This is a genomic window from Exilispira thermophila (assembly GCF_055389015.1).
The window spans coordinates 2473674-2500454 of record NZ_AP042476.1 but is presented as its reverse complement, the minus strand read 5'-3'; the positions used below and the strand labels follow the sequence as shown (position 1 = coordinate 2500454).

At 24.3% G+C, this 26781-nt stretch carries 24 protein-coding genes; 10 read left to right on the top strand and 14 right to left on the bottom strand.

The genetic code is table 11. The features are described 5' to 3' along the window. The first annotated feature begins 7 nt into the window (after positions 1-7). The 5 genes from ACZ5EC_RS10615 to hydF all read left to right on the top strand — a co-directional run bounded on the left by ACZ5EC_RS10615 (position 8) and on the right by hydF (position 5673). The gene (locus ACZ5EC_RS10615; protein ID WP_464302458.1) at positions 8-250 is read left to right on the top strand and encodes a TM1266 family iron-only hydrogenase system putative regulator; all 243 of its coding nucleotides are present in this window, start codon (positions 8-10) and stop codon (positions 248-250) included. 80 nt (positions 251-330) lie between these two features. Next, positions 331-1938 (top strand): [FeFe] hydrogenase H-cluster radical SAM maturase HydG, encoded by a 1608-nt coding sequence (hydG, locus tag ACZ5EC_RS10610; RefSeq protein ID WP_464302457.1) that lies wholly within the window; start codon positions 331-333, stop codon positions 1936-1938. 34 nt (positions 1939-1972) lie between these two features. Further along, a complete protein-coding gene (gene hydE, locus ACZ5EC_RS10605; protein ID WP_464302456.1) occupies positions 1973-2995 on the top strand; it encodes a [FeFe] hydrogenase H-cluster radical SAM maturase HydE in 1023 nt (340 codons plus the stop codon). A 22-nt stretch (positions 2996-3017) separates the two neighbouring features. Beyond that, complete coding sequence (locus ACZ5EC_RS10600) at positions 3018-4391, top strand: lyase family protein (RefSeq protein ID WP_464302455.1); 1374 nt, start codon at positions 3018-3020, stop codon at positions 4389-4391. 40 nt (positions 4392-4431) lie between these two features. Continuing rightward, a complete protein-coding gene (hydF, locus tag ACZ5EC_RS10595) occupies positions 4432-5673 on the top strand; it encodes a [FeFe] hydrogenase H-cluster maturation GTPase HydF (RefSeq protein WP_464302454.1) in 1242 nt (413 codons plus the stop codon). A 351-nt stretch (positions 5674-6024) separates the two neighbouring features. Here the strand turns inward: hydF and ACZ5EC_RS10590 are convergent, their stop codons facing one another. Next, complete coding sequence (locus ACZ5EC_RS10590) at positions 6025-7392, bottom strand: ATP-binding cassette domain-containing protein (protein WP_464302453.1); 1368 nt, start codon at positions 7390-7392, stop codon at positions 6025-6027. Positions 7393-7430: 38 nt separating this feature from the next. Further along, a complete protein-coding gene (locus tag ACZ5EC_RS10585) occupies positions 7431-8411 on the bottom strand; it encodes a dipeptidase (RefSeq protein WP_464302452.1) in 981 nt (326 codons plus the stop codon). Between the two features lie 229 nt (positions 8412-8640). Between ACZ5EC_RS10585 and ACZ5EC_RS10580 the strand changes: the two genes are divergently transcribed. Further along, on the top strand, positions 8641-8967 hold the full coding sequence (locus ACZ5EC_RS10580) for a thioredoxin family protein (protein WP_464302451.1): 327 nt from the start codon (positions 8641-8643) through the stop codon (positions 8965-8967). 38 nt (positions 8968-9005) lie between these two features. Here ACZ5EC_RS10580 and ACZ5EC_RS10575 read toward each other — a convergent pair whose 3' ends face one another. From ACZ5EC_RS10575 to ACZ5EC_RS10565, 3 genes are all read right to left on the bottom strand, one after another. Continuing rightward, complete coding sequence (locus tag ACZ5EC_RS10575; protein ID WP_464302450.1) at positions 9006-9464, bottom strand: arsenate reductase ArsC; 459 nt, start codon at positions 9462-9464, stop codon at positions 9006-9008. 107 nt (positions 9465-9571) lie between these two features. Continuing rightward, positions 9572-10240 (bottom strand): molybdopterin-dependent oxidoreductase, encoded by a 669-nt coding sequence (locus ACZ5EC_RS10570; protein ID WP_464302449.1) that lies wholly within the window; start codon positions 10238-10240, stop codon positions 9572-9574. A gap of 170 nt (positions 10241-10410) precedes the next feature. Continuing rightward, on the bottom strand, positions 10411-11628 hold the full coding sequence (locus ACZ5EC_RS10565; RefSeq protein ID WP_464302448.1) for an IS256 family transposase: 1218 nt from the start codon (positions 11626-11628) through the stop codon (positions 10411-10413). Between the two features lie 370 nt (positions 11629-11998). Between ACZ5EC_RS10565 and ACZ5EC_RS10560 the strand changes: the two genes are divergently transcribed. Both ACZ5EC_RS10560 and ACZ5EC_RS10555 read left to right on the top strand, forming a co-directional pair. After that, positions 11999-13186 carry a cysteine desulfurase family protein gene (locus ACZ5EC_RS10560; RefSeq protein WP_464302447.1) on the top strand — a complete coding sequence of 396 codons (1188 nt, stop codon included), beginning with the start codon at positions 11999-12001 and terminating at the stop codon, positions 13184-13186. Between the two features lie 146 nt (positions 13187-13332). Then, complete coding sequence (locus ACZ5EC_RS10555) at positions 13333-14001, top strand: iron-sulfur cluster assembly scaffold protein (RefSeq protein WP_464302446.1); 669 nt, start codon at positions 13333-13335, stop codon at positions 13999-14001. A 92-nt stretch (positions 14002-14093) separates the two neighbouring features. Here the strand turns inward: ACZ5EC_RS10555 and ACZ5EC_RS10550 are convergent, their stop codons facing one another. The 6 genes from ACZ5EC_RS10550 to ACZ5EC_RS10525 form a co-directional block, all read right to left on the bottom strand. Further along, the gene (locus ACZ5EC_RS10550) at positions 14094-15140 is read right to left on the bottom strand and encodes an inorganic phosphate transporter (RefSeq protein WP_464302445.1); all 1047 of its coding nucleotides are present in this window, start codon (positions 15138-15140) and stop codon (positions 14094-14096) included. A gap of 103 nt (positions 15141-15243) precedes the next feature. Further along, on the bottom strand, positions 15244-15894 hold the full coding sequence (locus tag ACZ5EC_RS10545; RefSeq protein ID WP_464302444.1) for a DUF47 domain-containing protein: 651 nt from the start codon (positions 15892-15894) through the stop codon (positions 15244-15246). Then, positions 15860-16111, bottom strand: a complete 252-nt coding sequence (locus ACZ5EC_RS10540) for a hypothetical protein (RefSeq protein ID WP_464302443.1) — start codon at positions 16109-16111, stop codon at positions 15860-15862. Before ACZ5EC_RS10540 ends, ACZ5EC_RS10545 begins: the two co-directional genes overlap by 35 nt. A gap of 26 nt (positions 16112-16137) precedes the next feature. After that, positions 16138-17169 (bottom strand): TDT family transporter, encoded by a 1032-nt coding sequence (locus ACZ5EC_RS10535; protein ID WP_464302442.1) that lies wholly within the window; start codon positions 17167-17169, stop codon positions 16138-16140. Positions 17170-17318: 149 nt separating this feature from the next. Continuing rightward, positions 17319-17969, bottom strand: coding sequence for a 4Fe-4S dicluster domain-containing protein (locus tag ACZ5EC_RS10530; protein WP_464302441.1), 651 nt, complete (start codon positions 17967-17969; stop codon positions 17319-17321). Between the two features lie 111 nt (positions 17970-18080). Beyond that, entirely contained in the window at positions 18081-19358 is a 1278-nt protein-coding gene (locus ACZ5EC_RS10525) for an endonuclease/exonuclease/phosphatase family protein (RefSeq protein ID WP_464302440.1), read from the bottom strand. 487 nt (positions 19359-19845) lie between these two features. Between ACZ5EC_RS10525 and ACZ5EC_RS10520 the strand changes: the two genes are divergently transcribed. Next, positions 19846-20847: an MBL fold metallo-hydrolase gene (locus ACZ5EC_RS10520; protein ID WP_464302439.1), complete on the top strand. Its 1002-nt coding sequence runs from the start codon at positions 19846-19848 to the stop codon at positions 20845-20847. Positions 20848-21074: 227 nt separating this feature from the next. Here the strand turns inward: ACZ5EC_RS10520 and ACZ5EC_RS10515 are convergent, their stop codons facing one another. After that, on the bottom strand, positions 21075-22274 hold the full coding sequence (locus ACZ5EC_RS10515; protein WP_464302438.1) for an MFS transporter: 1200 nt from the start codon (positions 22272-22274) through the stop codon (positions 21075-21077). Then, complete coding sequence (locus tag ACZ5EC_RS10510; protein ID WP_464302437.1) at positions 22274-23227, bottom strand: GGDEF domain-containing protein; 954 nt, start codon at positions 23225-23227, stop codon at positions 22274-22276. The genes ACZ5EC_RS10515 and ACZ5EC_RS10510 overlap by 1 nt, the downstream gene beginning before the upstream one ends. 183 nt (positions 23228-23410) lie before the next feature. Here ACZ5EC_RS10510 and ACZ5EC_RS10505 point away from each other — a divergent pair, with 183 nt between their 5' ends. Continuing rightward, a complete protein-coding gene (locus tag ACZ5EC_RS10505; RefSeq protein ID WP_464302436.1) occupies positions 23411-25933 on the top strand; it encodes a transporter substrate-binding domain-containing protein in 2523 nt (840 codons plus the stop codon). Between the two features lie 14 nt (positions 25934-25947). Here ACZ5EC_RS10505 and ACZ5EC_RS10500 read toward each other — a convergent pair whose 3' ends face one another. After that, positions 25948-26742, bottom strand: coding sequence for a class II glutamine amidotransferase (locus ACZ5EC_RS10500; RefSeq protein WP_464304161.1), 795 nt, complete (start codon positions 26740-26742; stop codon positions 25948-25950). Positions 26743-26781: the final 39 nt, after the last annotated feature.

Sequence of the window (26781 nt, the reverse complement as noted above, 5' to 3'; positions counted from 1 at the left end):
TTTTCTGATGGAAAAGAGAATTGGCGTAGTTGCTATTCTTGTGAAAAATAAATCTTTTATACCAAAACTAAATTCCATTTTGTCTGAATACTCAGATATAATTAGAGGAAGAATGGGTTTGCCTTTAAAAGAAAAATCCATACAGGTAATTTCTTTAATTGTTGAAGGTTCAACAGATAGTTTGGGTGCACTAACTGGAAAAATTGGAAAACTCCCTGGAATTACTGTTAAAAGTACTTTAACTAAGTAAAGTTTTATTTTTAACAGTAAACATGCACTATTATATTTCTAAAATTTAATTATAAAAACTAATAAAAAAAAGGGGAGTTTATGAAAACAACTTTTTTTAATCCAATAATTGAATCTCAAATTAACAAATATTTAGACAATGGAAAAGATTTTATTAATGAAGAAGAGATATTTTATTATCTGGAGAAAGAAAATGGTGATGATTATCAAAAGCTTAAACATATTCTACAAAAATCCCTGGAAATAAAAACTTTAGCTCCAGATGAAACAGCTTTTTTATTAAATGTAAAAAATCCTGAATACTGGGAAGAAATTTTCCATACTGCAACTTTAGTTAAGAAAAAAGTTTATGATAATAGAATTGTTACTTTTGCACCACTTTATTGTAGTAATTATTGTGTAAATAACTGTAAATATTGTGGTTTCAGAATTGACAATAAAAAAGAAATTAGAAAAAAGTTATCAATTGATGAGGTTAAAAAGGAAACTGCTGCTTTAATTAATGCAGGACATAAAAGGTTGATCCTCGTTTATGGGGAACATCCTGAATCTAATATTGACTATATTGTTGATACAATAAATGCAGTATATTCAGTTAAAATTCCTGCTTCACAACACAATAAAAAGGTTAATAAACATCTAGGAATTAATACAAAATCTAATAATTTAAATAATTATTCCAGAATATCTGAAACTTTTCAACCAAAAAAGGTAGAAAGCGGAAAAGATAATGAAATAAAAGGGTATAACACAATTAGAAGGGTAAATATTAACAGTGCCCCTCTTTCAATTGAAGATCTTGTTAAAATGAAAGAAGCTGGTATTGGAACATATCAGGTTTTTCAAGAAACCTATCATAAAAATACATACAAAAAAATGCATCCTTCAGGTATTAAAGCAAATTACAGATGGAGACTTTATGCATTACATAGAGCAATGGATGCTGGAATCGATGATGTTGCTGTAGGTGCTTTGTTTGGTATTTATGATTGGAAATTTGATGTAATGGGTTTGCTTTACCATGCATTGGATTTAGAAAAAAAATTTAACATTGGGCCACATACTGTTTCTTTTCCAAGGTTAATGCCAGCAGCAGGATCAGAAATATCTAAACATAGCAAATATAAAGTATCAGACGATGATTTTAAAAAGCTTATAGCTGTTTTAAGACTTTCAATTCCATATTCAGGTATGATTATAACAGCAAGAGAACCTGAATATATTAGAAATGAAGTTATCCCTCTGGGTATTACTCAGACTGATGCTTCAACTAAAATCGGGATTGGTAGTTATTCCAAACATGAAAACAAACAAAATGAAAAACTGCAGCAATTTTTGTTAGGAGACACAAGGTCTTTAGAAGAAGTTATTACATTTTTTGCAAAACAGGGAATTATCACCTCATTTTGTACTGCTGGATATAGATGTGGTAGAACTGGAGATAAAATAATGAGATTATTGAGAACTGGAACTGAAGGAAAATTTTGTAAATTAAATGCAGTTTTAACTTTTAAAGAATGGCTTTATGATTATGCCTCAGAAGAAACTAAAAAACTTTGCCAACCTGTAATTGAAAAAGAAATTAATGAAATTAAAAATGATCCATTTTTTAAAAATGAAAATCTTTTAAATACCTTTTTTGAATATCTAAAAAAAATTGATGAAGGTTACAGGGATATTTATATTTAAAACATTTTATAGAATTAAAAAAATAGAGAAAATTATGATAAAACTTGAAAACACTTTTTTAAAAGATTACAAATATACAAAATTTTCTTATATTGCAAATAAAATAACTTTAAAACATTATGGAAATAAAGTTTTTTTAAGAGGGTTAATTGAATTTTCAAATCACTGTAAATGTGATTGCTTATATTGTGGAATCAGAAAAAGTAATAGTAAAGTTAAACGATATAGAATGAATGAAGATGAAATTTTAGATTGTGTAAGAGCAGGCTATAATAAAGGTATTAGAACTTTTGTATTACAAAGTGGAGAAGATCCTTACTATAAAACAAAAGATATCATTAAAATTATTGAAAAGATTAAAAATATTGATAATGACATTGCAATTACATTAAGTATAGGAATAAAATCCTACGAAGAATACAAAAGTTTTAAATTTGCTGGAGCTGATAGATATCTTATAAGATTTGAAACATCTGATCCTAAACTGCATAAAAAACTAAGAAATGGGATAAGTTTAAATACAAGATTGAAAGCAATTGAAAATTTGAAAAAATTAGATTATGAAATTGGTTCAGGATTTATGGTTGGGTTGCCAGATGAGACTTCTAAAACATTTTTTTCAAATATAAAATTATCCCGTGAACTTGAACTTGATATGATTGGAATAGGTCCATTTATTCCCCACCCTCAAACTCCTTTAAATTTTTTTACAAAATTTTATGATAAAAAAACTGCTTTAAATAAAAGTTTATATGCCATCTCACTTTTAAGAATTAATCTCCCCCTATCAAATATACCTGCTACTACAGCTATGGGAACCATTCATCCTAAAGGAAGAGAGATGGCTTTATCAAGTGGTGCTAATGTTTTAATGCCAAATATTACAAAAGAAAAATATAAAAAAAATTATCTTTTATATCCGGATAAAATTTGTATTGATGAAAGTGGATTGAACTGCATATTTTGTCTTGAAAATAGTCTTAAACCAATTGGGAAAACAATCTCTTTTGAAAGGGGAGATTCTATTTCAAAAAAAAATAAAAATAAATTTATATAAGAATTTTTTTCTGGATAAAGTTATGGAAAATAATGAAATGAAAAACAAAACCTATAAATATTTAGGACAACAATCAATTGCAGCTATAAATAATTTTGGTACAGGACTATTACCCTATGATTATATAAAATATTTTGCAATGGTAAAAAAATCTGCAATTATCGCTATTCAAAATGTTATCCAGAAATGGGAAAAAAACATTTATTTAATAATTTTAGAAACAATTGATGAGATTATTGAAGGAAAACACAATAATTTATTTTCTATTCCTTTAAAACAGGGAGGGGCAGGAACAAGCATAAATATGTTCTTTAATGAGATTATATCCAATATTGCTAAAGAAAAATATTTGTTGAAATATAAAAAAGAAATTTTACTTGATCCAATAGAGGATATAAATCTTTTCCAATCAACAAATGATTTAATTCCAACTGCACTAACAGCTATGTTATATTACTATCTAAATACAATAGAGAATAAAATTATTAAATTACAGGAAATTTTTGTTACAAAAGAGGAAGAATTTTCAAATATTTTGATAACTGGAAGAACTCAAATGCAGGATGCATTGCCTATACGACTTGGTCAAATTTTTGGAGGGTATGCATCTGCCATTCAAAGAGATAGATGGAGAACAAATAAGCTTAAGGAGAGAGTTAGAACAATCGCATTAGGAGGAACAGCAATTGGGACCTGTTTTTTTGCACCAAGGGAATACATTTTTGAAGTTGAAAAAATTTTAAGAAAAGAAACAGGATTGCCCTTATCAAGAAGTCAAAATCTTATAGATGAAATTTCCAATCAGGACAAATATGTTGAAGTTTCAAATGGATTTCAAATAATCGCTAATACTCTTATAAAAATTTCAAATGACTTTCTTATTTACACATCATCATTTTTAAATGAAATTAAACATCCAGAATTACAATATGGTTCTTCTATTATGGCTGCAAAAACAAATCCTGTAATCTTAGAATTTGTAAAAGGGTTATGCATTGATACAATTGGTGAGACAAATAAAATTCTTCTATATTGTCAAAATGGTAATCTTCAATTAAATCCATTTTTACCATTTATTATTGAAAGTTTTTTCAATATAAAGTCAAATTTATGCAAAGCAATTGATTCTTTTATTGATAAATTTTTAAATAAAATAACTATTAATCATAAGATTATTGAAAAAAATTTTGTTAATTCATTTGCTTTGATTAACTCTCTTGTCCCCTTCCTTGGATATAATAAAGTAAAAGAAATTTATACTTTGATTAAAGATAAAGAAATAAAATCATTTAGTGAATTGAAAGAAATACTATTAAAAAACACTGAATTAAATGAAGAAAAGATCAACAGGATTTTTGAACCATATTTTTTAACAGGATTTTTAAAAGAACTTTAAATTGTTTAATAAAGACTAATAAAAAAAGAAAGAGGATTTTATGATTACCAATACACCATTAGCAGAACAACCACATATTGCAATTATTGGTATTAGAAACTCTGGAAAATCTTCTCTAATGAACAATATATTCAAAAGACAGGTATCAATTGTTAGCGATGTAAAAGGAACCACAACTGATCCTGTTACAAAAAGTTATGAATTGATCCCCATAGGACCTGTTGCATTTATTGATACAGCAGGATTTGATGATGATCAAGAGAGTATAGGAGAAAAAAGAGTAAAAAAAACTTTAAATAGAATAAATAATTCAAATATTATAATATTTGTAACTAAAGCAAACAACCCCTTAACTGAAAAAGAAATAGATTTATTAATAAAAATATCAGAAAGTAAAAAGCCGAAAATATTTGTTCTGACTTTCGCAGATAAAAAAATAGATAATGAGAAAATAAATATATTAAAAAACAAATATCTAGCTGAAAAAATTATTCTTGTAGATAATATTTCAGAAAAAGGGATAGAGGAGGTAAAAAAAGAGATTATAAATCTTCTTCAATCCAGAAAAATTGAAATAACACCTGTAGAAGGACTTGTAAATGAAAATGACCTGGTATTACTTGTAACTCCAATTGACCTTGCAGCTCCAAAAGGTAGATTAATTTTACCTCAGGTAGAAACAATAAGAGATCTTCTTGATAAAGATTGCGCTGCATTAATAGTCAAAGAAAAAGAATTAAAATACTTTTATGATAATCTCAAAATAAAACCAAAACTTGTTATAACTGATAGTCAGGCTTTTTCAAAAGTAGCTGCAGATATACCTGAAAATCAAATGTTAACAAGCTTTTCTATCCTTTTTGCCAGGAAAAAGGGGGATTTGAAATTTTTTATTGAAGGTATTAAACAATTAGATGCTACACCTTCAAATGCCAAAATTTTAATTCTTGAAGCTTGCAGCCACCATAAACAGGCTGATGATATTGGCACAGTGAAAATCCCAAGATTATTTAAACAATTAGTTCGATCTGATGTAACTTTTGAATTTTCAAAAAATTTACCAGTTAAAGAAAAATTAAAAGAATACTCTTTAGTTATAAATTGTGCTGGTTGCATGGTAACAAGAGAGAAAATGTTAAATAGAATAAATATACTTAAAGAAAATAAGATATATGCAATCAATTATGGACTATTTTTAGCTTGGGTTAATGGTTTATTACCAAGAGCATTGGAACCTTTTCCATTGGAATATGAGCTATATAAAGAAAAAATAAAATTATAAAATATATGTTAAATTTAAAACAACTTTTGTAAATTGAAAAAAACTATAAATTTTAATGATTTTTTTTAAATAATTTTATTATTTATAATTTTTTATTATCTTTTACTATTATTTCCAATAATTTATTTTACAATAATAATTTTTTTAATAGTTCTGAATTATTTTTTAATATTTTAAAACTACCAATATTTAATGATCTATTTTTTTCTATTACAATACCTACATCTGTTAATTCTTCCAGCATCTTAATATCGTGAGAAATTATTATTCCAGTTTTTTGTTTTATTTTTGTTTTTAATAACTTTTTTAATTTATTTTTAGTTAAATTATCAAGGGAGGTAAAAGGTTCATCTAAAATAAAATAATCAAATTGGTCAATATGATATAAAAACCTCGCAAAATTAACTTTTCTTTTTTTTCATTTCCAAGCTTTATATTTTCTTCCAATGTATCATTTAGTATATATGAATCTTGAGAAATATATAATATATTATTTTTTAAATTATATTTACAAATATTAATGTTATCATTTAAAAAATACCCTTCCCCAGTTCCATTTTCACAATTATTCAATATGAATGAAATAAAACTTGTTTTTCCCTCACCTGTCATACCTATTAATCCATATATTTTATTTAACTTAAGAACAAAATTTAATTTTTCTAAAATTACTCTATTTTTAAATTTTAAATTTACATTATTGAATTTAATAAAAAATAATTTTTTAATTTTTCTAACATTATCAATTTTTAGCTTAATATTTTTTTCATTATTTTCTATTATATCAACCATCTCTTTAGATGATACATTAGCCTGACGAATAAATTTTGATATTTCATCAAAATCATCAAATATTGAACTAATTTGAGAAAAATACCCTATAAGCAAAACTATTATAGAAATAGTTATTTTATTTAATACATATAATTTTCCCATATAAAAAAAAAGTATTATAGTTAAAACTGGAATTACAAATTTAGAAACAAGTTTATAAATATTATCTCCAAAAAATCCATGAATTCTTGAAGCCTCATTTAGATCTTTTATTTTCTTAAGTGCTAAAGAATTATTTTTTTTATTAAATAATGGAAAAGTTGAAAAAAGAGCGTTCATTGAAATTGATTCATAAAAAAATGAATAAAAATCAACCATTTTAGATATTACTCTTTTATAATTTCTTTCAAATATTCTTTTATTATATATGTAATTAAAAAAATAAATAAACAATGAAATTAAACCTATTGTTCCAATTATTAGATTATATTTAAAAAGTATAAAAATGATAAAAAAATATTTGAAAATACTAATTATTCTAATAAATACCTGAGGGGTAAACAATATTACTATGTTATATATAGTTGTATCCATTATCCTTTCATAGTATCCTTCTCCCTTTGATTTTATATCAGTTTCTTTCTCATTTTTAATAACATTATAAAGATAATATCTTATTTTCTCATCAATTTTTACATTGATTTTACCATAAATCAAATCAAGACATAATTCTAATAATACTGATGAAGGGACAATTATTAAATATAAATAAAGATATTTTTTATAATTTAAATGATTCTGTAATGAATAAATAAATTTACTATAAATCCATGGATAAACTAAAGAAATTAAGGACAAACCTGCAAAAAAACAAGAAATTATTGATGCAATAATAATTAGATTTTTAATTTTAAATTTATTTATTATTATTTTCAAATATCTCATAAAAAGCACCTAATGCTTGTTTTAAAACTTAAATTATTTTAAGCTAGAATAGTTGTAAATACTCTTTGAAAATTTTTTCCTGCGATCAATTCAATTTCATCATCATTAAATCCCGCTCTTTCAAGATTTTTTAGTATGATATCTATATCATAAAGATTATTATATCCTTCCATATTTCCTGGAACAGCATTAATATCTGTACCAATTGCAAGATGTCTTGCTCCAACAATATTTTTAAAATGTTTTAAATGTAATTGAAACTCCTGTTCTGTTTTAATCCCTTTACCTTTATAATAATACAACCATAAACCTATTAAACCACCATTTGATGCAATATTTTTTGCAACTTCATCAGAAATGTATCTTTCAAAATTCATAACATCTTTTGATCCCGTATGTGAACAAATTACTGGTTTTTCTGAACATCTTAACACATCCAGAGCTGTTTTCTCATTAGCATGAGCAATATCAATTAAAATCCCTTTTTTATTCATAGATTTTACAATATCATATCCAAAATTGGTTAAACCATCTTCTTGATTTTTTATTTCAATTTTTTTACCTCCAAAACCCATACACGGAATTCCTATACAATTCTTGTTAAAATGAATTAAAGTTATTACTCTAACACCTAAATTGTAAACATCATCAAGTCGTTTCATATCCCCCTCTAAAAAATCAGCTCCCTCTATTCCTAAAATCAAGAATTTATTTTTTTCATTTATATTTTCAATAAACTGTTTTAAATTGAAGACAATTTTTAAATTATTATTAATAATTTGTTTTTTTATCTTATTAATTTGATTAATTGTATTTTTGTATGGGGATATTGGAAATTTCATTATTCGTGAAAAATCTCCAACTGCATTAACAATAAATCCAGATACATCTGTTTTTTTTAAATCATCAAATCCAATATCTTCAGGAAATTTATTTTTTGCAATTATCTTAAAAAATAAAGGTAAAATATTCTTTTTATGACCATGAATATCAAAATAAAATAAATTATTTTTATTCATACTTATTCCTTATTTGTTATTTTTGTTTTAATTTAATTCTTTTTTATTATAAAACAACTTTTAAAAATATTAATATTTAAAAGTAATATTAAAAAAAATTATTATTTGTTATTGTCAAACACATTACAAATTTATTATATTAAGTGTATATTTTAATATTTTATATTTTTTTAATCTTTAGCAATAAATCATAATTACTCTTATTAAGATCTGTTATGGAGGAAAATATTTGGTACAAATTAATAGAATCGAAGAAATTGATACATTATTTGAAAATAATACAATTGTTTTATTTTATTTTTCAACTCCAACATGTAATGTTTGTAAAGCACTTTTACCAAAAGTTGAAAACCTTTTAGAAAATTTTCCTGAAATTGAAAAAAGATATATAGATATGACCAGATTCAAAGAACTTTCTGGAAAGTTCAGTATTTTTAACTTCCCTACTATACTTGTTTTTATAGATAAAAAAGAAACTATAAGAAAATCCAGATTTATTTCCATACCTGAACTTGAAAGCTTATTAACAAGATATTACTCATTTATTTATCAATAACTTAAGTAACTAATAATAAATATATCTCAAAAACATCTTTATAATTTTTTAATATTTAATTCAAATTTATCTTCTTCAAGTTCCCCATTTATAAATTTTAAAATAGTTTCTTTTATTTGATCTCTTACAACCCTTGTTTTATTCAAAATTTCCTCTTCTTGACCTTTAAATGAAGAAGGATCTTCAAATTCTATATGTAACCTTTTACCCTGTCCTGGAAAATATGGACATTTTTCCCCTGATGCTTGATCACAGACTGTTATCACATAATCATAAGTTTTTCCTTTCTTAAGAAACTCCTGCACTGTTTTTGTTTTGTTATTTGAAATATCAATTCCAATCTCATACATTACTTTAACAACATAAGGATTTAATTTTCCTTTTTCAAGCCCAGCACTTTCAGCAAAAAATTTGTTTTTACCATAATAATTTAAAAAAGCTTCTGCCATCTGGGACCTTGCTGAATTATGAACACATACAAATAAAACTTTTTTCACCACATTTTTCCTCTAAAATAAGTATTACTAACTGTCAATATTTTAAATTAAAATATTTAAAATAAAATATTATTTTTTATCCAACAATAAAATTTTACATTTATATTTTATATTTTATTTAAATCAGCATCATTAGAATAACCTCTACTTTCCCAGAAACCTTTATAATCAGGATTGTTAGATAATTCAATTCTTGTAATCCACTTTATCCATTTGTACCCCCATTTTTGTTCAGCAATAAGTTGAAATGGAAATCCTCTTTTTGGTGGTAAAACAATATTATTCATTTTATATGCAATTATTATATTGTTGTCAATTATATACTTTAATGGTAAAGATGTAGAATACCCATCTTTGGCATAAAAAATGACTGTATTTGCATTATTTTCAGGTTCAACATTTTTTAATAAATCTTTAACAAGAATCCCTTCCCATAAAATTTTGACACTCCATCCTTCTACACAATTCAGAGTGACAAGTTTTTTATAACTTTGCAAGCTCAACACATCATTATAACTTAATTTAACAGGATTTTTTACAAGTCCATTAAGTATGAGTGAATACTCATCAACATTTATATATTGAGGACCTTTAATTGAATTCTCTCTAAATTTATTTATAGAATCAAGTTTTTCACCCTTATAATTAAGAACTTCTTTATCACCTAAATCTATTGAATTTTCCTTTTTTACTCTGGAATTATTTTTGTTACATGAGACTATTAATACTAAAACAATTATTAATATAATAGAACCAGGTGTCTTAATTATTTTCAAAATATTTTCTCTTATAAAGTTACAAAAATTTTATAATACCTTTATAACTACATTAATATTCTTATAACTTCTATTTTATTTTTTTGTTTTGGTTATGTCAATAAAAATGTGTAAATTAGTTATAATTCTAGAATTATAACTAATTTCGCCTCCCGATGAAAATATTGACATTAACCATAAATTTTTTTTAACATTAAGTCAAGCTCATATTTTGCCTGACCAAACCCCCTTAATATTCTTTCTTCCCATCTATTTTCATAATCTTTTAATATTAAAAATAATAGTTTCAGAGCTTTCTCAACTGTTGGAAAACTATTCTTCCCTTTTATTCTTTTCCTTACTTCTTCATTTAATCTCTCTATCCAGTTTGTTGTATAGATCTGTTTCCTTATACTCTCTGGAAATTCATAAAATGTTAACATATAATCCAATACTTCTTCTAAATCTTTAACTAACTTCTTATACTTACTTCCCCATTTTATTTTAAATTGTTCAAAATAAACTAGTGCTTCTTCTTTCCTAGTTTGACTATAGACTTTTTTAAAATCCAATAATATTTCTCCTCTATCTCTTACCCTTACTCTTGTTGATATGTTCCTGCTTAAATGATATATACATCTTTGTATTTTTGATTTTGGGAAATTGTTGCTTATTACTTCTTCTATTCCACTTAATCCATCTGTTACAAACAACAATACTTTTTTTACTCCTCTTGTTTTTATATCTTCAAATATTTCATTGTAAAAGCTTGAACTCTCTGTTGGATTTATGTAAAATCCTAATATCTCTCTTTTCCCTTTTACATTTACTCCTAATAAAAAATAGATTGCTTCTTTGGATACCGTATCTCTCCTTATGTTTACATGCATTGCATCTATAAATATTACATAATAACTTTCTTCTAATTTCCTGTTTTTAAATCCTTCTATATCTTTTTTTACTTTCTCCGTTATATTCGATATCGTTTCTTTACTATATTTCATCCCATATATATCTTTTATATGTTCTGATATATCAGCTGTAGATAATCCTTTTGCATACAATTTTATTATTGTATCATCTATATTTTCAAGTCTTCTCTTATATCTTTCCAATATTGCAGGATAAAAACCATTCCTTGCTCTTGGTACTTCTAAGTTGATAATTTTTCCATGACTCGTGTCTAAATCTCTGTATCTTTTACCATTTCTGTAATTTTCTTTTTCTGTTTCTCTATCATATTTTTTAAATCCTAATACAGTATCTATTTCATTTGTCATTAAACTTTCATATCCATATTTTAATATAGATAACATTAATTCTTTTGTTTTATCAGGATTTTTAATAAATTCTTCTAAAACCCCTTGACTTTCTAAAAATTTCACTAATTCTTTACCTAAATTGTTCATTTTTTTTGCCTCCTGATGATTTGTTTTTTTTATACATATTTTTTCATCGGGAGGCAATATTTTTTATTTATTTGCTTTAAGCAACCTTATTCTGTCTTTTACACACTTTTATTTATATCATGATTGTTTTTTCTTTATATTATAATTATAACATAATTTGTAATATTTTAAAATATATATTTATTATAATTTAATATTTGTTTTTAAAAGCAACTAATTCCATTTGTATATCTTACCTTCTTTTATTATATTAATAATATAATATAATATATATAAAGAATCTTTTATATGAACATGGGTTCACAACAGTTTTTTTATATATACAACTACAAAATAATGTGTTTAAAATTAATTATGAAAGGATCTAATTATGTTATATTTTGATAATTGTAGAACGTCTTTTGTACCAAAAGAAGTTTATGATGAAGTTATAAAATACATGACAAAGGAATTTTATATTCCAGCTTCTTTTGTTAGTAAAGGAACATCAATTGCTGAAGATATTGAAAATGCTGCTGAATATATTGGTAAAACTATAAATGCAAAATCAACAGAAATTTTATTTACACATAGTGGAACAGAAGCAAATAACATTGCTATGCAGGGATTAGCTAAATTTATTAAAAACAAAGATGGAAGAAATCATATAATTATTGGTTCTGCTGAACATCCTGCAATAATGTCTATTTCAAAAATTCTTGAAAAAGAAGGGTTTAAAATTTCAACTGTTAATGTTGATAAAGAGGGGTTTTTAGATCTGAATCATTTAAAATCACTTATAAACGATAAAACTTTTCTTGTTGCTACTACCTATGTTAACCATATGGCAGGTTGTATTCAGCCCTCAAAACAAATAAGTGAAATTCTACAAAATCATAAATACAAGATTTACCTTTTTCTTGATGCTGCAGAAGCTTATGGAAAATTAAAAATTGATGTTAAAGACCTTGGATGTGATCTTTTATCTGCTTCAGGTCACAAATTTCACGGTCCAAAAGGTGTTGGATTTTTATATATAAAATCTGGAACAAAACTTGAAAAAATATATGGTGGATCTGATTATTATTCTGATCTTTGTCCTGGTGGTCCCAATATACCTGGTATTATGGGGATGAAAAAAGCTGCAGAACTTGCATATACTGATTTTGATAAAAATTACAATAAGGTAAAAGAATTATCACAATACCTATATGATAGGATTACAAAAGAAATTCCAGCTGTTATACTAAATGGGCCATGGAGCGAAGGAAAAAGATCCCCTTACCATGTTAATTTCACATTTGAATATGTAGAAGGTGAAGCAATAATGATGTTTTTAGATTTTTCAGGAATCACAGTCTCAACTGCATCTGCTTGTGCATCTAAAAACCTCCAATCAGATTACGCTCTTAAAGCTATGGGTAGAAACCATGTTGAATCTCATGGTGCAATTAGATTTACTTTATCAAGATTTAATGAAAAAAAAGATATCGATAATCTAATGGAAGTATTACCTGAAATTATTCAAAAATTAAGAGACCAATCTACATTAACACCTGAAAGTTTGAGATCTAAATAAATTTTAAAATAATGATTATTTATTAATACAATAAAGAGTTATAATACATAAAAGAAAAAAGTTGTAATTATAATATAATATTGATTATCATTAAAAAATTAAATATTTATTAAAAAAAATAAATATTTTAATAAAAGGATGGTTAGATGAAAAAAATACAATATTCACAAAAAGTTATAGACTATTTTATGAATCCTAAAAATGCTGGTAAAATTGATGATGCTGATATTGTTGCAACAGAAGGGTCCCCTGCATGTGGAGATCAGGTAACAATGTATCTTAAAATCGATGAAGATAAAATTAAAGATATAAAATTTCAAAGTTATGGTTGTGCTTCAAATATCGCAACAGCATCAATTGTTACAGAAATTGCTAAAGGAAAAACTTTAAATGAAGCAAAAAATATCAACTGGCAGGAAGCAGCAAAAGAGCTTGATGGCTTACCAGCAGTTAAAATTCACTGTTCAGTTTTAGCTGTTTCAACATTATTAAAAGCAATAGAATTATATGAAGCTAAAAAAGAAGGTAAAGAGATTGTAAACATTGTTTCAGAAGAAAATGTAAAAAAGAAACTTTCAAGAGTTATTTATCCACCTTTAGAAAAAGATGTTTTAAGTTCTAATATTGTTAGTGAATTTAAAATCCTTGCTTATGGAAAAAATAAAAAAGTTGAAGTGTTTCTAAATATTGATAAAGATAATGAATTTTATGAAACAATTAAAGAGGATATTGAAGAAAATCTTGGAGAACTTGATAATTGTGAAGAAGTTGTTTTCATTGACAAATCTCATATGTATCAGGATAATAAAAAATAACAAAAATATTGTAATATATAAAAAATAGGGTGACCCTCTTCTTTTAAGGGCACCCTATTATATTAAATAGTATATTTAAACCCATACAAATTTTAAATTACATTTTGCATAAAAACATTTTGAACAAAAAATAAGAAAACAAACGAAACAACAGCAGCAATTAGAGGAGTTGCTATCCAACCCATTGCAATTCTTCCTAATATTTTAAAATTTACATTTCGTCCACCTTTAGCAATTCCAATTCCAAGTACACCACCGACTACAGCTTGAGAACTTGATACTGGAACAAGAGGAAATGATGGTAACCCATGTCCAACAAGAAAATTTTTAAGCCCCTGTGAAGCAAATAAAAATAAAACTGTTGAACTTGCAAGAACTACAATTAATGCAGCAACTGGTGATAGATGATAAATATCAGTCCCAACAGTCATCATAACCTTTTTTGAATAGGTATAAACACCAACTGCAATTGCCAATCCCCCTAAAAGAAAAAGTTGTTGAACTCCTGAAAAATTCATAAAATTTCCAATAGTTATATCTTTGAAAGGAGAAGATTGTACAAAAACTCCCATAACATTTGCAATGTTGTTGGCTCCTAAACTATATGAACCAAAAGCACCTACAAGAATTAGTGCAATTCGTGTATATCCATCCAATCTGATTAAATGAATTTTTCTTTTATACAATAAAGCTTTTACTAAAAAATAAAAAATTATAGCAAAAAACGCTGATAATATTGGTGAAAAAACCCATGTGCCCAATATTTTTGTTAAAGCTTCCATGTTAATACTAGTTTTTGTAAAAATATTCCAGCCTATTATTGCACCTACAATTGCTTGAGTTGTTGATACTGGTAAAGCAAGTTTTGTCATCCAGTACACTGAAATAGCAGCTGCTAAAGCAACTGTAAAAGCTCCAGCAATTGATGCAATTGATCCTAATTTCCCAAGAGTATGTGATGCTCCTGCTCCACTATAAACTGCACCAATAATTATAAAAATGGATGCTACTAATGCTGCTTTTGAAAATTTTACCATTCTTGTACCTACAGCAGTACCCCATACATTTGCAGCATCATTAGCTCCTAATGACCAGCCTAAAAATAAACCACTTGATAAAAAAAACAGTGTTATAAACATTTATATACTCCAAATTATAAGTTTGTTATAAAGTTTTGATTATTTCTTTAACATAATAAAGAAAGCTTATAACAATTAAAAGCCATTAATAAAAATAAAATAATTAAATTGACCTTTTAATTGCATATACTGATAATCTTTCAGAAACACTTTCAGCTTCATCTGCAAGTAAAGAGATTCTTTCAGCAAAATATCTCATATGTACTTTTCTACTGAATTCTTTTAATTCATCAGTTGAAAAAGCTTTTCTTTTTAACTTTTCTTCATATTTATCAGCTTCATGTTCCCAGAAATGAATTTTATTGATGTAGTCATTTACCAGGTGTAATTCATTAAAAAAAGCCCTTGTCCCTTTAACAAGTTCATTAACTGCATTAACTGAAGCTTCTGTTAAATCTAAAAAATCCTGTTTTAAAAATGGTAAAATAATTGGTCTTTCTATTGAAAAATGACTTATAACTTTTTTAGCAACATCAATCACATTATCAATAGTTTCAATTAAACCTAAAACATCACCTCTTGATTCAGGAATTAACATATATGTGTATAACTTATGTTTGATATCCCTTCTAATTTCATCTGATTTTTTTTCAACTTCAGCTATTTCAGTATATCTTTTTTCAAAATCATCAAATTTCTCATCAACATAATCTTTAATAGCCAGTTTAAAAATTAAAGAAGCTTTGTCCACATTGTCTAAGTATTTGTCAATTTCTGTTTCAACTTCTCTTGTTTTTGAAGAAAAAATTTTCATTTACAACTTCTATCTTAACATCCATTTTATTGGAAAAGTTATTTATATTAGTCATTAAACATGTTCCAAATGATGACAATAATACAGATGCTGCATTCATACCTACTATTGATTCCCCAACTTTTGCACTATATTTGTATATATGGTTATCCTGAATAGAAATTGCAACATCTTGATTTAATTTATCTTTTAAAACCAATACTTTATATTTTTGCACATTAACCCCTTATATTTTTTTAGTAATCATTTGTCCATGAAAAGGTGACCACTTAATGTTCTTAATAAAGTTTTAGTAAAAGTTATTAACCAGAAGAATATTAATAAAATAAATAATGTTATCCCGATATAATCAATAAATTTATTATTAAAAATTATTGCTATATTATGAGTAGCTGCTGTGTATGCCCCCAATGGAAATGTTAAAGCCCACCATGCCATTGTATATGGAAATTTTAATTTTCTTATATAATGAAGAGTCATTATAATAGACATTATCACCCAGAAAATCCCCAATCCCCAGAACATTGCAGCAAAGAAAAAGAGAGGATTTTTATCACCTAAAATACAACATGTTTTTGTTAAATTAATTATTGCAGTTGTACCTGCTCCAATAGGACCTAAATTTATCCATATTGTCGGAGCTAAAACATCTGGTAGAGGATGATGAAGTATAAATCGGTATAAAGATATTGCAGATAATGCTAGAAAAAGGAAGAACCCGGAACCAAAACTAAAATAATTTATAAATATAATCATATCTTTTAAAATACCACTAAAATGAGGTATAATAATTCCACCAGGAATTGGAATTACTATCAAAGCTACAGGAGGAATAAACCATCCAGGATTTATATGGTGAATTTCAATACCAGAATGTGTGAAAGTAATATAAGGAATCATAAATGCAAAAATTATTGTTACAAGAACTCCTATAAACCAGAAATAAACTCCTATTAAAAAATTGTTACTAATTACTAAAAAATCCATAGAAATAACTAACATTCCAGCTGATATTGTAGGGTAGAAATTTCCAATCACTGGATTTTTTAAATCAGCTACTGCATTTTTATAATACAGCAGCCACCTGAGAATCCAGGGAATAAGAAGTATAAAAAAAATTGTTACATTAAAATAGTGTAGGAAAATACTAATTGGTTTTAAAAATCCAAATTTTGATGAATAGGAAAATGCTATTAATGCTAAAATACCTGTACCCATAATCTGAGCGAACCATGATGGTATAAAGTTTTTAATAATATTTGCCTTTTTAGTCATTACTTTTCTCCAGATTATATGTTTCTATATTTAATATATCTATAAGTATCAATATTTAAGCCCAAAAAAAATATAAAGAATTAAATTATAGTCAAGAATTTTTGTTCTCATAAAAAGGTTTTTTTATTTAATAAAACATAAACTTTTTATTAAGATTTTTTTGAGATTATAACGCATTTAGAATCTTCAATTATTTTCTCAACTTTCCTAGCACACTCAGATATATCTTCCATTTCAGTTGAAACCAGATTAAACTTTAACAAAGAAGGTGCTTCCATGTCCCAGCAACCTTTTAAAGAGGGTATTTCCATAGATATTTCAGAAAGATCAACTTTACAATCACTAATTTCATTTTTAATCTTTGGAATAAGATTTTTTTCAAAAATATGTCCTGTAATTTCATATGCTATTTTTGTTTTAGAAGTAGCTAGCTTATCAAGTATGTTTTTTCTTTGTTTTTCAAAATCCATTTTTGCAATTTTAGCTTTTGCTTTTTGTTGAATTTTTACAAGAACTTTTTCCTCTTTTTCAATTTTATGTACTATCTCTTTATCTGGAAATTTTATTGCACTTGCAGGACAAATTGCAGCACATGTTGTACATCCAACAAGACATTGATATTTCCTTGCTACAACTGCTTTGTTTTTTGCAGTATCAAAATCAAACACCTGTCTTCCACATGTTACAAAACATAGCTTACACCCAATACATTTTTCTTCATCTATTTCAGGAAACCATGGAATTTTTGTCCTATCAATACCATGCCAGTAAGCAAATTTTTCAGGTAATTTATTAGCCATATGTACCTCCTTATTTTTATATATTGATAATTATCAATACGTGAACAATTTAACGCTATTTCTTAAAATGTCAACCCCTATAAATAAAAAAACATTATTAAATATAAATTTTTACTCAACAGAAATTACAGTTAAGACACCATAATGATCTGACAAATTTAATCCTTCAATTGGAGTATTGAATATTACTTTACTCTCTATTATTTTTGATTTTTCAATATTTTTTAAAAATATGTAATCTATTTTTCTTTTCTGTAAGTCACTATAACTTTTAAAAATATTTACAGTCAATTTTACTTTTTTCGAATTTAATAAATCTTTTTCTTTGTTTATAAATGGGGTTTTATAATATTTAATTATATTTAAATTTGTATCTGGATTCCATGTAAAATAGTCAATTTTCTTGTTTATTAAATTACCAAATATATCTTTTTTAAATAAATCAATCCCTTTCATTTTATAATAATTTATGTATGAACTATAAAATCCATAATCTTTTAATTTTTCAATTTCAGTAGTTTTATAAGTAGTATTAAAATCACCACATAAAATAATTTTTTCATTCGGAAATTTATCTTTAATATAATCTATTAAGATATTTATTGAATCCTGCCTCCATTTTACTTCTTTTATAATTTCATTTTTAATATTATTCACAATATTTATATCCTGTTTATACTTATTTCTAAGATTTGACAATAAACTATTAGTAGCTTCATCATTTATCAAAGAAGCATGAAGGTGAGTGTTTATAACAATATAAGATTTCCCGGCAGCTATTATTTTTCCTATAATAGCTTGTGTAGCATCATCAGTATGAAGAGAAAACAGATTCCCAACATACCCTTTCTTTTTTTCAAGTCTTATTCTTCCCATAAATTCAAGGCCATACTTTTTTTTTGTTAAGATTACATCCCCTTCTTTTAAATTTATAGGAAGTCCAAAAGGTCCTATTTTTAGACCTGAAACACCTGTATAACTTATATAATCATAACCCAATGATTTTGCTATTTTCCTGGCAAACCATGGCAAATTATTAACCTCATTTAAAACTATTATGTCAGCATCTATTTTTTTTAGTGAGTCTATTAAAAGGTTATACCTTTTTTCTCTTATTTTTTTTTCTTCATACCACCCCATCTTTAAAGTACCCTTATAATCTAGTCCTGACCAGATATTAAAAGTAATAACCTTTAACTCATTAATTTTTGAAGCTTCAGTCTTTTCATATTTTTCAGGATGCAACATTTTATCAATTTTATAAGAATAGTAATGAATTTTTCTAAATAGGTTATCCTGATGAAATAGATAATCATAATAAATAAAAAATATAATTACTGTTAATAATATTAAAATTATGATTACTAATTTTTTATTTCTTCCATTCATAATAACCTCCTGCATTTATATTTACATTTATATTTATTTTTATCTAATTAAAAACTTATGGTATAAACTTCTAATTGTTTAATTTAATTATTTTAGACTTAATATTATTTTATATCTCCTTTTTAATTAAATTAAATTTAAATAATTATTTTAATTAAACAATTATTTTTTTAATATTGTAAACCAATTCCTCAAATTAAAGCTTATTAATAAGCTACAAAACATGATTTATGATTTTATAGTTCTTAATTGTTTTTATTTTAACTTTAAATACAAAATTATTTTTAAATTAACCTATTTTAATATTACAAAATTAAAACAAATTAGTTATAATTCCAGAATTATAACTAATTTACACAATATTATTGTCATAACCTAAACACTATTATTTACATTTAAAAAATAATAAGATAAAAAATTAATTGAAATTGTTATTAATAAGTATATTATTAAAATTGATTTTTGATTTTATATACAGGAGCTAAAAATGGAGTTGATTACACTTATTGAAAACACCACTTTTAAAGAAAATCTAGTTGCTGAACATGGTCTTTCTTTCCTAATAAAAACTGATGATATAAAAATTTTATTTGATACTGGAAGTACAGGAATTTTTTTAGAAAATGTAAATAAATTAAATGAAAAAATTGATGATATAGATTACATTATATTAAGTCATGGCCACTATGACCATACTGGAGGATTGGGTAAACTTCTTGAATATTATAAAACTAAATTGCTAGAAGACCATTCATTTTCTAAAAATCAATTACCTAAAATTCTTTTAAAAAAAGAATCTTTATATTTTAAATATAAAAAAGATAATGATAAAATAATTGATAAAGGATTTAAAATCAGGAAAGATCTGAATAGCTATACAAACAAAATTATTTATATAGACAAATACTATAAAGTATCTCAAAATATTTATATTATAGGGAACATAAATAAATATAATGATTTTGAAGGAAATAATCCTGGTTATTTTTATTATAATGATACCACAATTAAAAAAGAAAATAAAACTAATAAAAAAAATTTGAAAAATTCTGAAAAAATCATTAATTTTTCTGATACATATAATGACTATTTTAAACACAAAGAAATGTTAAACAAAAAGTATACTAAAAATTTATTAAAAAACTCCAAAAAGGATACTTTTAAAGACGAACTATTTCTCATAATTAAAGATGAAAAAAAGAATGCTTTGAATATTATCACTGGTTGTTCACATAATGGAATTATCAATATAATCAAAACAGCTATAAACTTTTTTAACATAAATAAAATCAATTTAATAGCAGGTGGATTTCATTTAAAATCAAAAGATCAAAACTATATTTTAAAAATTATAAATGAATTTAAAAATATTGATTTTAACTTAATTGGAATTAACCATTGTTCTGGTTTTGAAGCATATAGACTTTTTAAAAATTACTTTTCAGATAGGGTCAAATATATTTCAACAGGAGATAAAATATCATTTTAACTTTAACTATAGTTCCAATTATAACTTTTATGAGATTTCAAATATTTTTATATTAGAAAAATGAATAAACAAATTATATTTTATTACTATTATTCTTTTAATATTTTATTATTATTCATTTTAAATATTTTGGTCAAATTTATTTTATTAATATTATGATTTTAGTTTTATCACTTCTTAAATTAAATAAATAATCCAAATTATTTATTTTTATTAATATAATGATTTTAGTCATTCTTGTTAAAATTCTTTTTAATTTGATAATTAGTTCTATTTAATTTTAAAATAAAAATTAATACTATAAATGAAGATAATAAGCTAATAAAAATTATACTCATAACAGCCTTTTCTCCATAAATTTCATAACTATTTCCAATTATACTTGGAACTACCATTGCTCCAATTGAAGTACTAATAAAAAATATACTGTTAATTTTACCAGTTATACCAATAATTTTTTCTGCATATGCCATTATTGAAGGAAATATAGTAGCCATTAATAAACCTGCTAACATTACAAAAACAATATATATAAAAAGATTTAAATTCTGTAAGTTTAGAAATAGAATAACTAAAACACTACCAGAAAAAGCAAGTAAAAGAGTCTTTTCAACCTTAATTTTAAATTTTGATGATAAAAACATATTTATGAATCTACCAATTATAAGCATACCCCAGAATATTGATGTTATTAATCCAGATATAAGCAAATGGGAAGAATATTTGTTCAAAGTATAAACATATATCCATCCCCCAAAACTGGATTCTGCACCAACATAAAGCAAAAACATAAGAGAAATTAAAATTAGAGGGCCTAAGATTTTCTTTCTTTCAGATTCATGTTTTTTAATTTTTCTTATTTCTGGACTTTTTAAAAACAAAATAAATATTGAAGACAAAAATGTATAAATAGAAATTATAATATAAGATAATTTTAATGAACCTGTTTTATTTAACAATAAACTTATTAAAAGAGGAGAGATAAAAGCACCTATTCCTGAAAACATATGTAAACCATTAATCCACATATCAACTCTATCTTTATTAACCCATACAATTAGAGTATTACCTCCAACTAAAATTATCCCTAAAAAAACTCCTAAAAAAAAAGTTAAACCAATAAGATAAAGATAAAAAGAGATCAAAGGAACTAAACAATATAGTATTGAAACAAATATTAAAGAAGAACCTAAAACTATATGCCCTCTAAAATAATCAAAAAGGAAGCCTCCTATTAATGAACCTATTAATATTCCAAGATTATAGGTTGTAAACAAAAAACTTATTTTTCCTATTGTGGTTTTTGTATTAAAAACCAATGAAGGAATTGATGGTCCAAGAGAGGATATAACCATTCCAAAAGATAAAAAAGCAAAATAATATGAAAATGATTGTAAATAATTATTTCTCTTTTTTAATAGATTCATTAAATTTTAAAGACCCTGTTCTTACCACTATTTTTCGCTTTATACATTGCACTATCAATTTTTTTTGTCAATTCATCACAATCAACTTCTTTTTCAATTGTTGATACTCCAAAACTGCATGTTACCTTACCAACATGTTCTTTCTCAGAATTGAAATCTGTGTTTTCTAAAACTTCTCTTATTTTCTCAGCACTTATATAAGCACCTTCTAAATTAGTATTGGGTAAAAGGATAATAAATTCATCTCCACCCCATCTAAAAAATATATCTGTATTTCTAATAGTATAACTTACAACAGTAGAAATAGTTTTTAAAACATTATCCCCTGTTATATGGCCAAAATTATCATTAATCTTTTTAAAATTGTCAATATCAAACATTATAATCGAAAAAATTGTTCCATACCTATTGTATAAATTTATTAATTTATTACACTCTTCATAAAATTTGTATCTATTATAAATTTTTGTTAATGGATCTATTGATGCTAATATTTCTGCATATTTCAACTTTTTATTTAGATCCTTAATCTTGTCTTGAAGAAATTTCTCATTAGTTTTAATAACAGTTATATCATTTAATAAAATCAATTTATAAATTGATGAATCATAATCAAACTTAATTTTATTAATTATAAAAAATAATTTTTTTTCAAACTTTTTCCCTAACTTTATTTCAAGAATATGGTTATTATAATTTTTATCATTACTAAAAATATTATAAAGGTTTAGATCTTTATCTTTTTTATTAATAGCATCAATCAATTTTAATTTTTTAACAATTTCATTTTCCAGATTATTTTTTTTTATTATCTTATCAAGGTCTAACAACTTTAAAAAATATTTATTATAATAAATTATATTATTGTCACTATCAATAATTAATAAAACCAGTTTTATTTTACTGAAAATCTTTCTTAAATAATCTGTAATATCTAAATCTTTATTTTTCATATATATTATTTTTGACAATTGATTTTTATATATAATAATATAATTATAGAATAAATCAAACACACATTAAATATTATTATGGCATTTAATTTAATTTAAAAATAAAATATTTTTCTAAAATTAAAGATTTTATAAAAGTATTGTCTACTTTTGTTAGTTTTTAATAAAATTAAGGTTTTATGTATGCATAAAAAAGTAGTATTAAAGATACTCTTAATTTTCACTATTGGTATTTTATTCTTTTCCAATTCCTGCAAAAATAATTTTAAATTAAATTCATTAACTAATAAAGAAAAAGAATATCTAAAAAACAAGAAAACCATAATTTTTACCGGTCAGATAAATTATGCTCCATTTGAATTCATTGATAAAAATAACGAATATACTGGAATGATGATTGATCTTGTAAGATGGATTTCTACAGAATATGGATTTAAAGTTAAATTTATACCTCAACAATTTCAAAAAGCACAACTTTCAGTACTTAAAGGAGAAGCTGATGTAATAACTTCCCTTTTTTATAGTGAAAAAAGGGATAAATTTTTTGACTTTACAAAAACAGTTTTTAAAGTTCCATCTTCAATTTTTACATATATAAATAGATATGACATTCAGTCATATCAAGACTTAAATAATAAAAAAATAAGTATGCAAAAAGGTGATGTAGCTGAGGAATTTTTAACTTCTCATAACGTTAAAGCTAAAATAATTTATGTACAGGATTTTTATGAAGCAGTTGATAAAATTGTCTCATTTGAATCTGATGCTGTAATAGGCGATGAACAGGTTGTCTGGTATCATGTTTTCAATAAAAATTATGTTAATAAAATTAAAATAGTTGGAAAACCTTTATATATAGGTCAAAATTGTATGGCTGTAAAAAATGGAAATATAATTTTATTAAACATTTTAAATAAAGGGATTAATCAAGCAATAAAACAGGGTATTTTAGATAAACTTTATGCAAAATGGATTGGAAGGACTCCTGAAGGAAAAAACTATTTTTTAAAATACAGAAATCATATAATAATTACTTTATTAATAATTTTTTTTATTCTTATTTTATTATTTATCAATAATATTTATTTAAGAAAAAAGGTTAAAGAAAAAGTTAATGAAATTATTGAAAAAAATGAAAAACTTGAAACAAACGAGGAAAAATTAAGAAATCTAATAAATTCTATACCTGATATTATATGTTTTGTTGATTCAAATGATAATATTGTTGAAGCCAATAAATCGTTTTTATCTCTTTTTAAAATAAATAATTCAAATTACAAAAATCATACAATAACTGAACTTACCAATTTATATATAAATAATTCTAAAAATTTAAATGATTTTATAAAAGAATTTTCTATTCAATCATTTTATACAGATCTCGAAAATATTAAGTATGAAAAAAATGTGATTTCTCCATTTAATACTAATACTAAAATAATAAGAAAAGAATTAAAACTAATTTTAGAAAATGACAAACTCTGTTATTTTGATCTAATTAAAATCCCAATAATTAATAAAAAAAATCAAATTATAAGCATAATATCAATTGGTAGAGATATAACTGAAAAAAAACTTGCTGAAAATGAATTAATTAAAATTCAAAAATTAAATTCTTTAAAAAACCTATCTTCTCGTTTTGCTCATGACTTTAATAATATTTTAACAGGAGTTATAGCAAATATTACACTATTGCAAATGAAAACAAAAAATAAGGAATTCTTATCCCTTTTAAAAGAAGCTGAACTTGCTGCTGAATCAGCAAAAAACATAAGCTTGCAATTACTAACTTTTACAAAGGAAGCAAAAACAATTAAACAGGAAATTGATCCTGTTGATCTTATTGAAAAAGCTGCAAAATTATCACTGAGAGGTGGTAAATGTAAATACAATATTTTAATTAAAAGCAATGATATATACGCTATTAAAGCTGATCAAAATCAATTAATGCAAGCCTTAAATAATATACTTATAAATGCTGATCAGTCAATGCCTGATGGAGGAAATATTGACATATTAATTGAAAATAAAATTATTGATAAATTTAATAATATTCCTATTGATAAAAAACTATATTTAATAATTGAGATAAAAGATCATGGAATAGGAATAGATAAAGAAAAATTATCAAAAATTTTTGACCCCTTTTTCACTACCAAAAAGAAAGGAAATGGTTTAGGATTATACTCTGTTTATAATATTTGCAAAAATCACAATGGATATGTATTTGTAAAATCTCAAATTAATAAAGGAACTTCATTTTATTTATTAATCCCTTCAACTGGTAAATTTATAAAAACCAATAATAATAATGAAACTATAAACACTAAATTTAATTATTCAATTTTACTTCTTGATGATGACCCGATTATTCACAAAGCTGCTAATAAACTTTTCAAACATCTTGGATGCTATATTGAAAATTCTTACACTGATAATGAATTTATTGAAAAATTTAACAGCAAAAAATTTGATATAGTTATACTTGATTTGATTTTGCCAGATAGTAAAGGGGGCATAGAATTAATAAAAGAGATTAAAGATAAAAACCCCAATATTATTGCCATTGTATCTTCTGGATATTCCAATAATCCTGCAATTAGTAATTATAAAGAAATTGGATTCAATTATTTTTTGAAAAAACCATACACAATTTATGAGGTATATGAAATTTTAAATGATATAAAAAATAAAAAACTTATATAAAAAAACTAAAAATATCAACTTGAATATAACAATTCCCCTTCTTTAAAAACCATTAATTGAGCAGGCTTAAATGGGATCCATCCTACCTCTGTTAATGGTTTTGTAGAAATAATGTATCCCTTTAATTTCTTTTTTAATTCTTCATCTTCAATACCACAATTTATCTCAAATTCTTCATTAAGATCAACAAATTTTACTTTAAAATGATCACTTATCTTTTCTATTTTTGAATAATACAAGGTATCAAATCTATTTTTATCATAATAACAAAAAAGATACTCCCCTTGTGACATTAAAAAATTCAAAGTCCCTGAATTATTAATATAAAATATTTGCTGTAATAACCAATCAAAACTTTCTTTATCCCATTTACAAATCTTTCTTTTTTCAATTTTTCTTAATAAATAACAAAATATATACTCTGAATCCGTTGTTCCAATAGGCAAATAACATTCATCTATTTCAAGATTTTTAAAATTCTTTATTTGACCATTATGCATAAAAACATATTCTTTCCCTTTTAAAATTCTTTTAAAAGGATGTGTATTTTTAAAATTAATTTCCCCTGTATTTGCACTTCTTACATGGAGTAAAAATGTTTTTGTTTTTATTAAACTATATGTTTTTAAAAAATTATATAACATACTTTTTCTTATATCTATTGGCTCTTTAAATACAATTGCTGCACCATCTTCATAAAATGATAAACCCCAACCATCACTATTTATTGCTCCTCTTAACTGCATAGCATCCATAGGAAAAACTGGTTTTATTTTAAAATTAAATGTCATACCTAAAAATTCACTAATTTTTCTTCCCCTTCAAATTTTTCTATATATCACATAGTA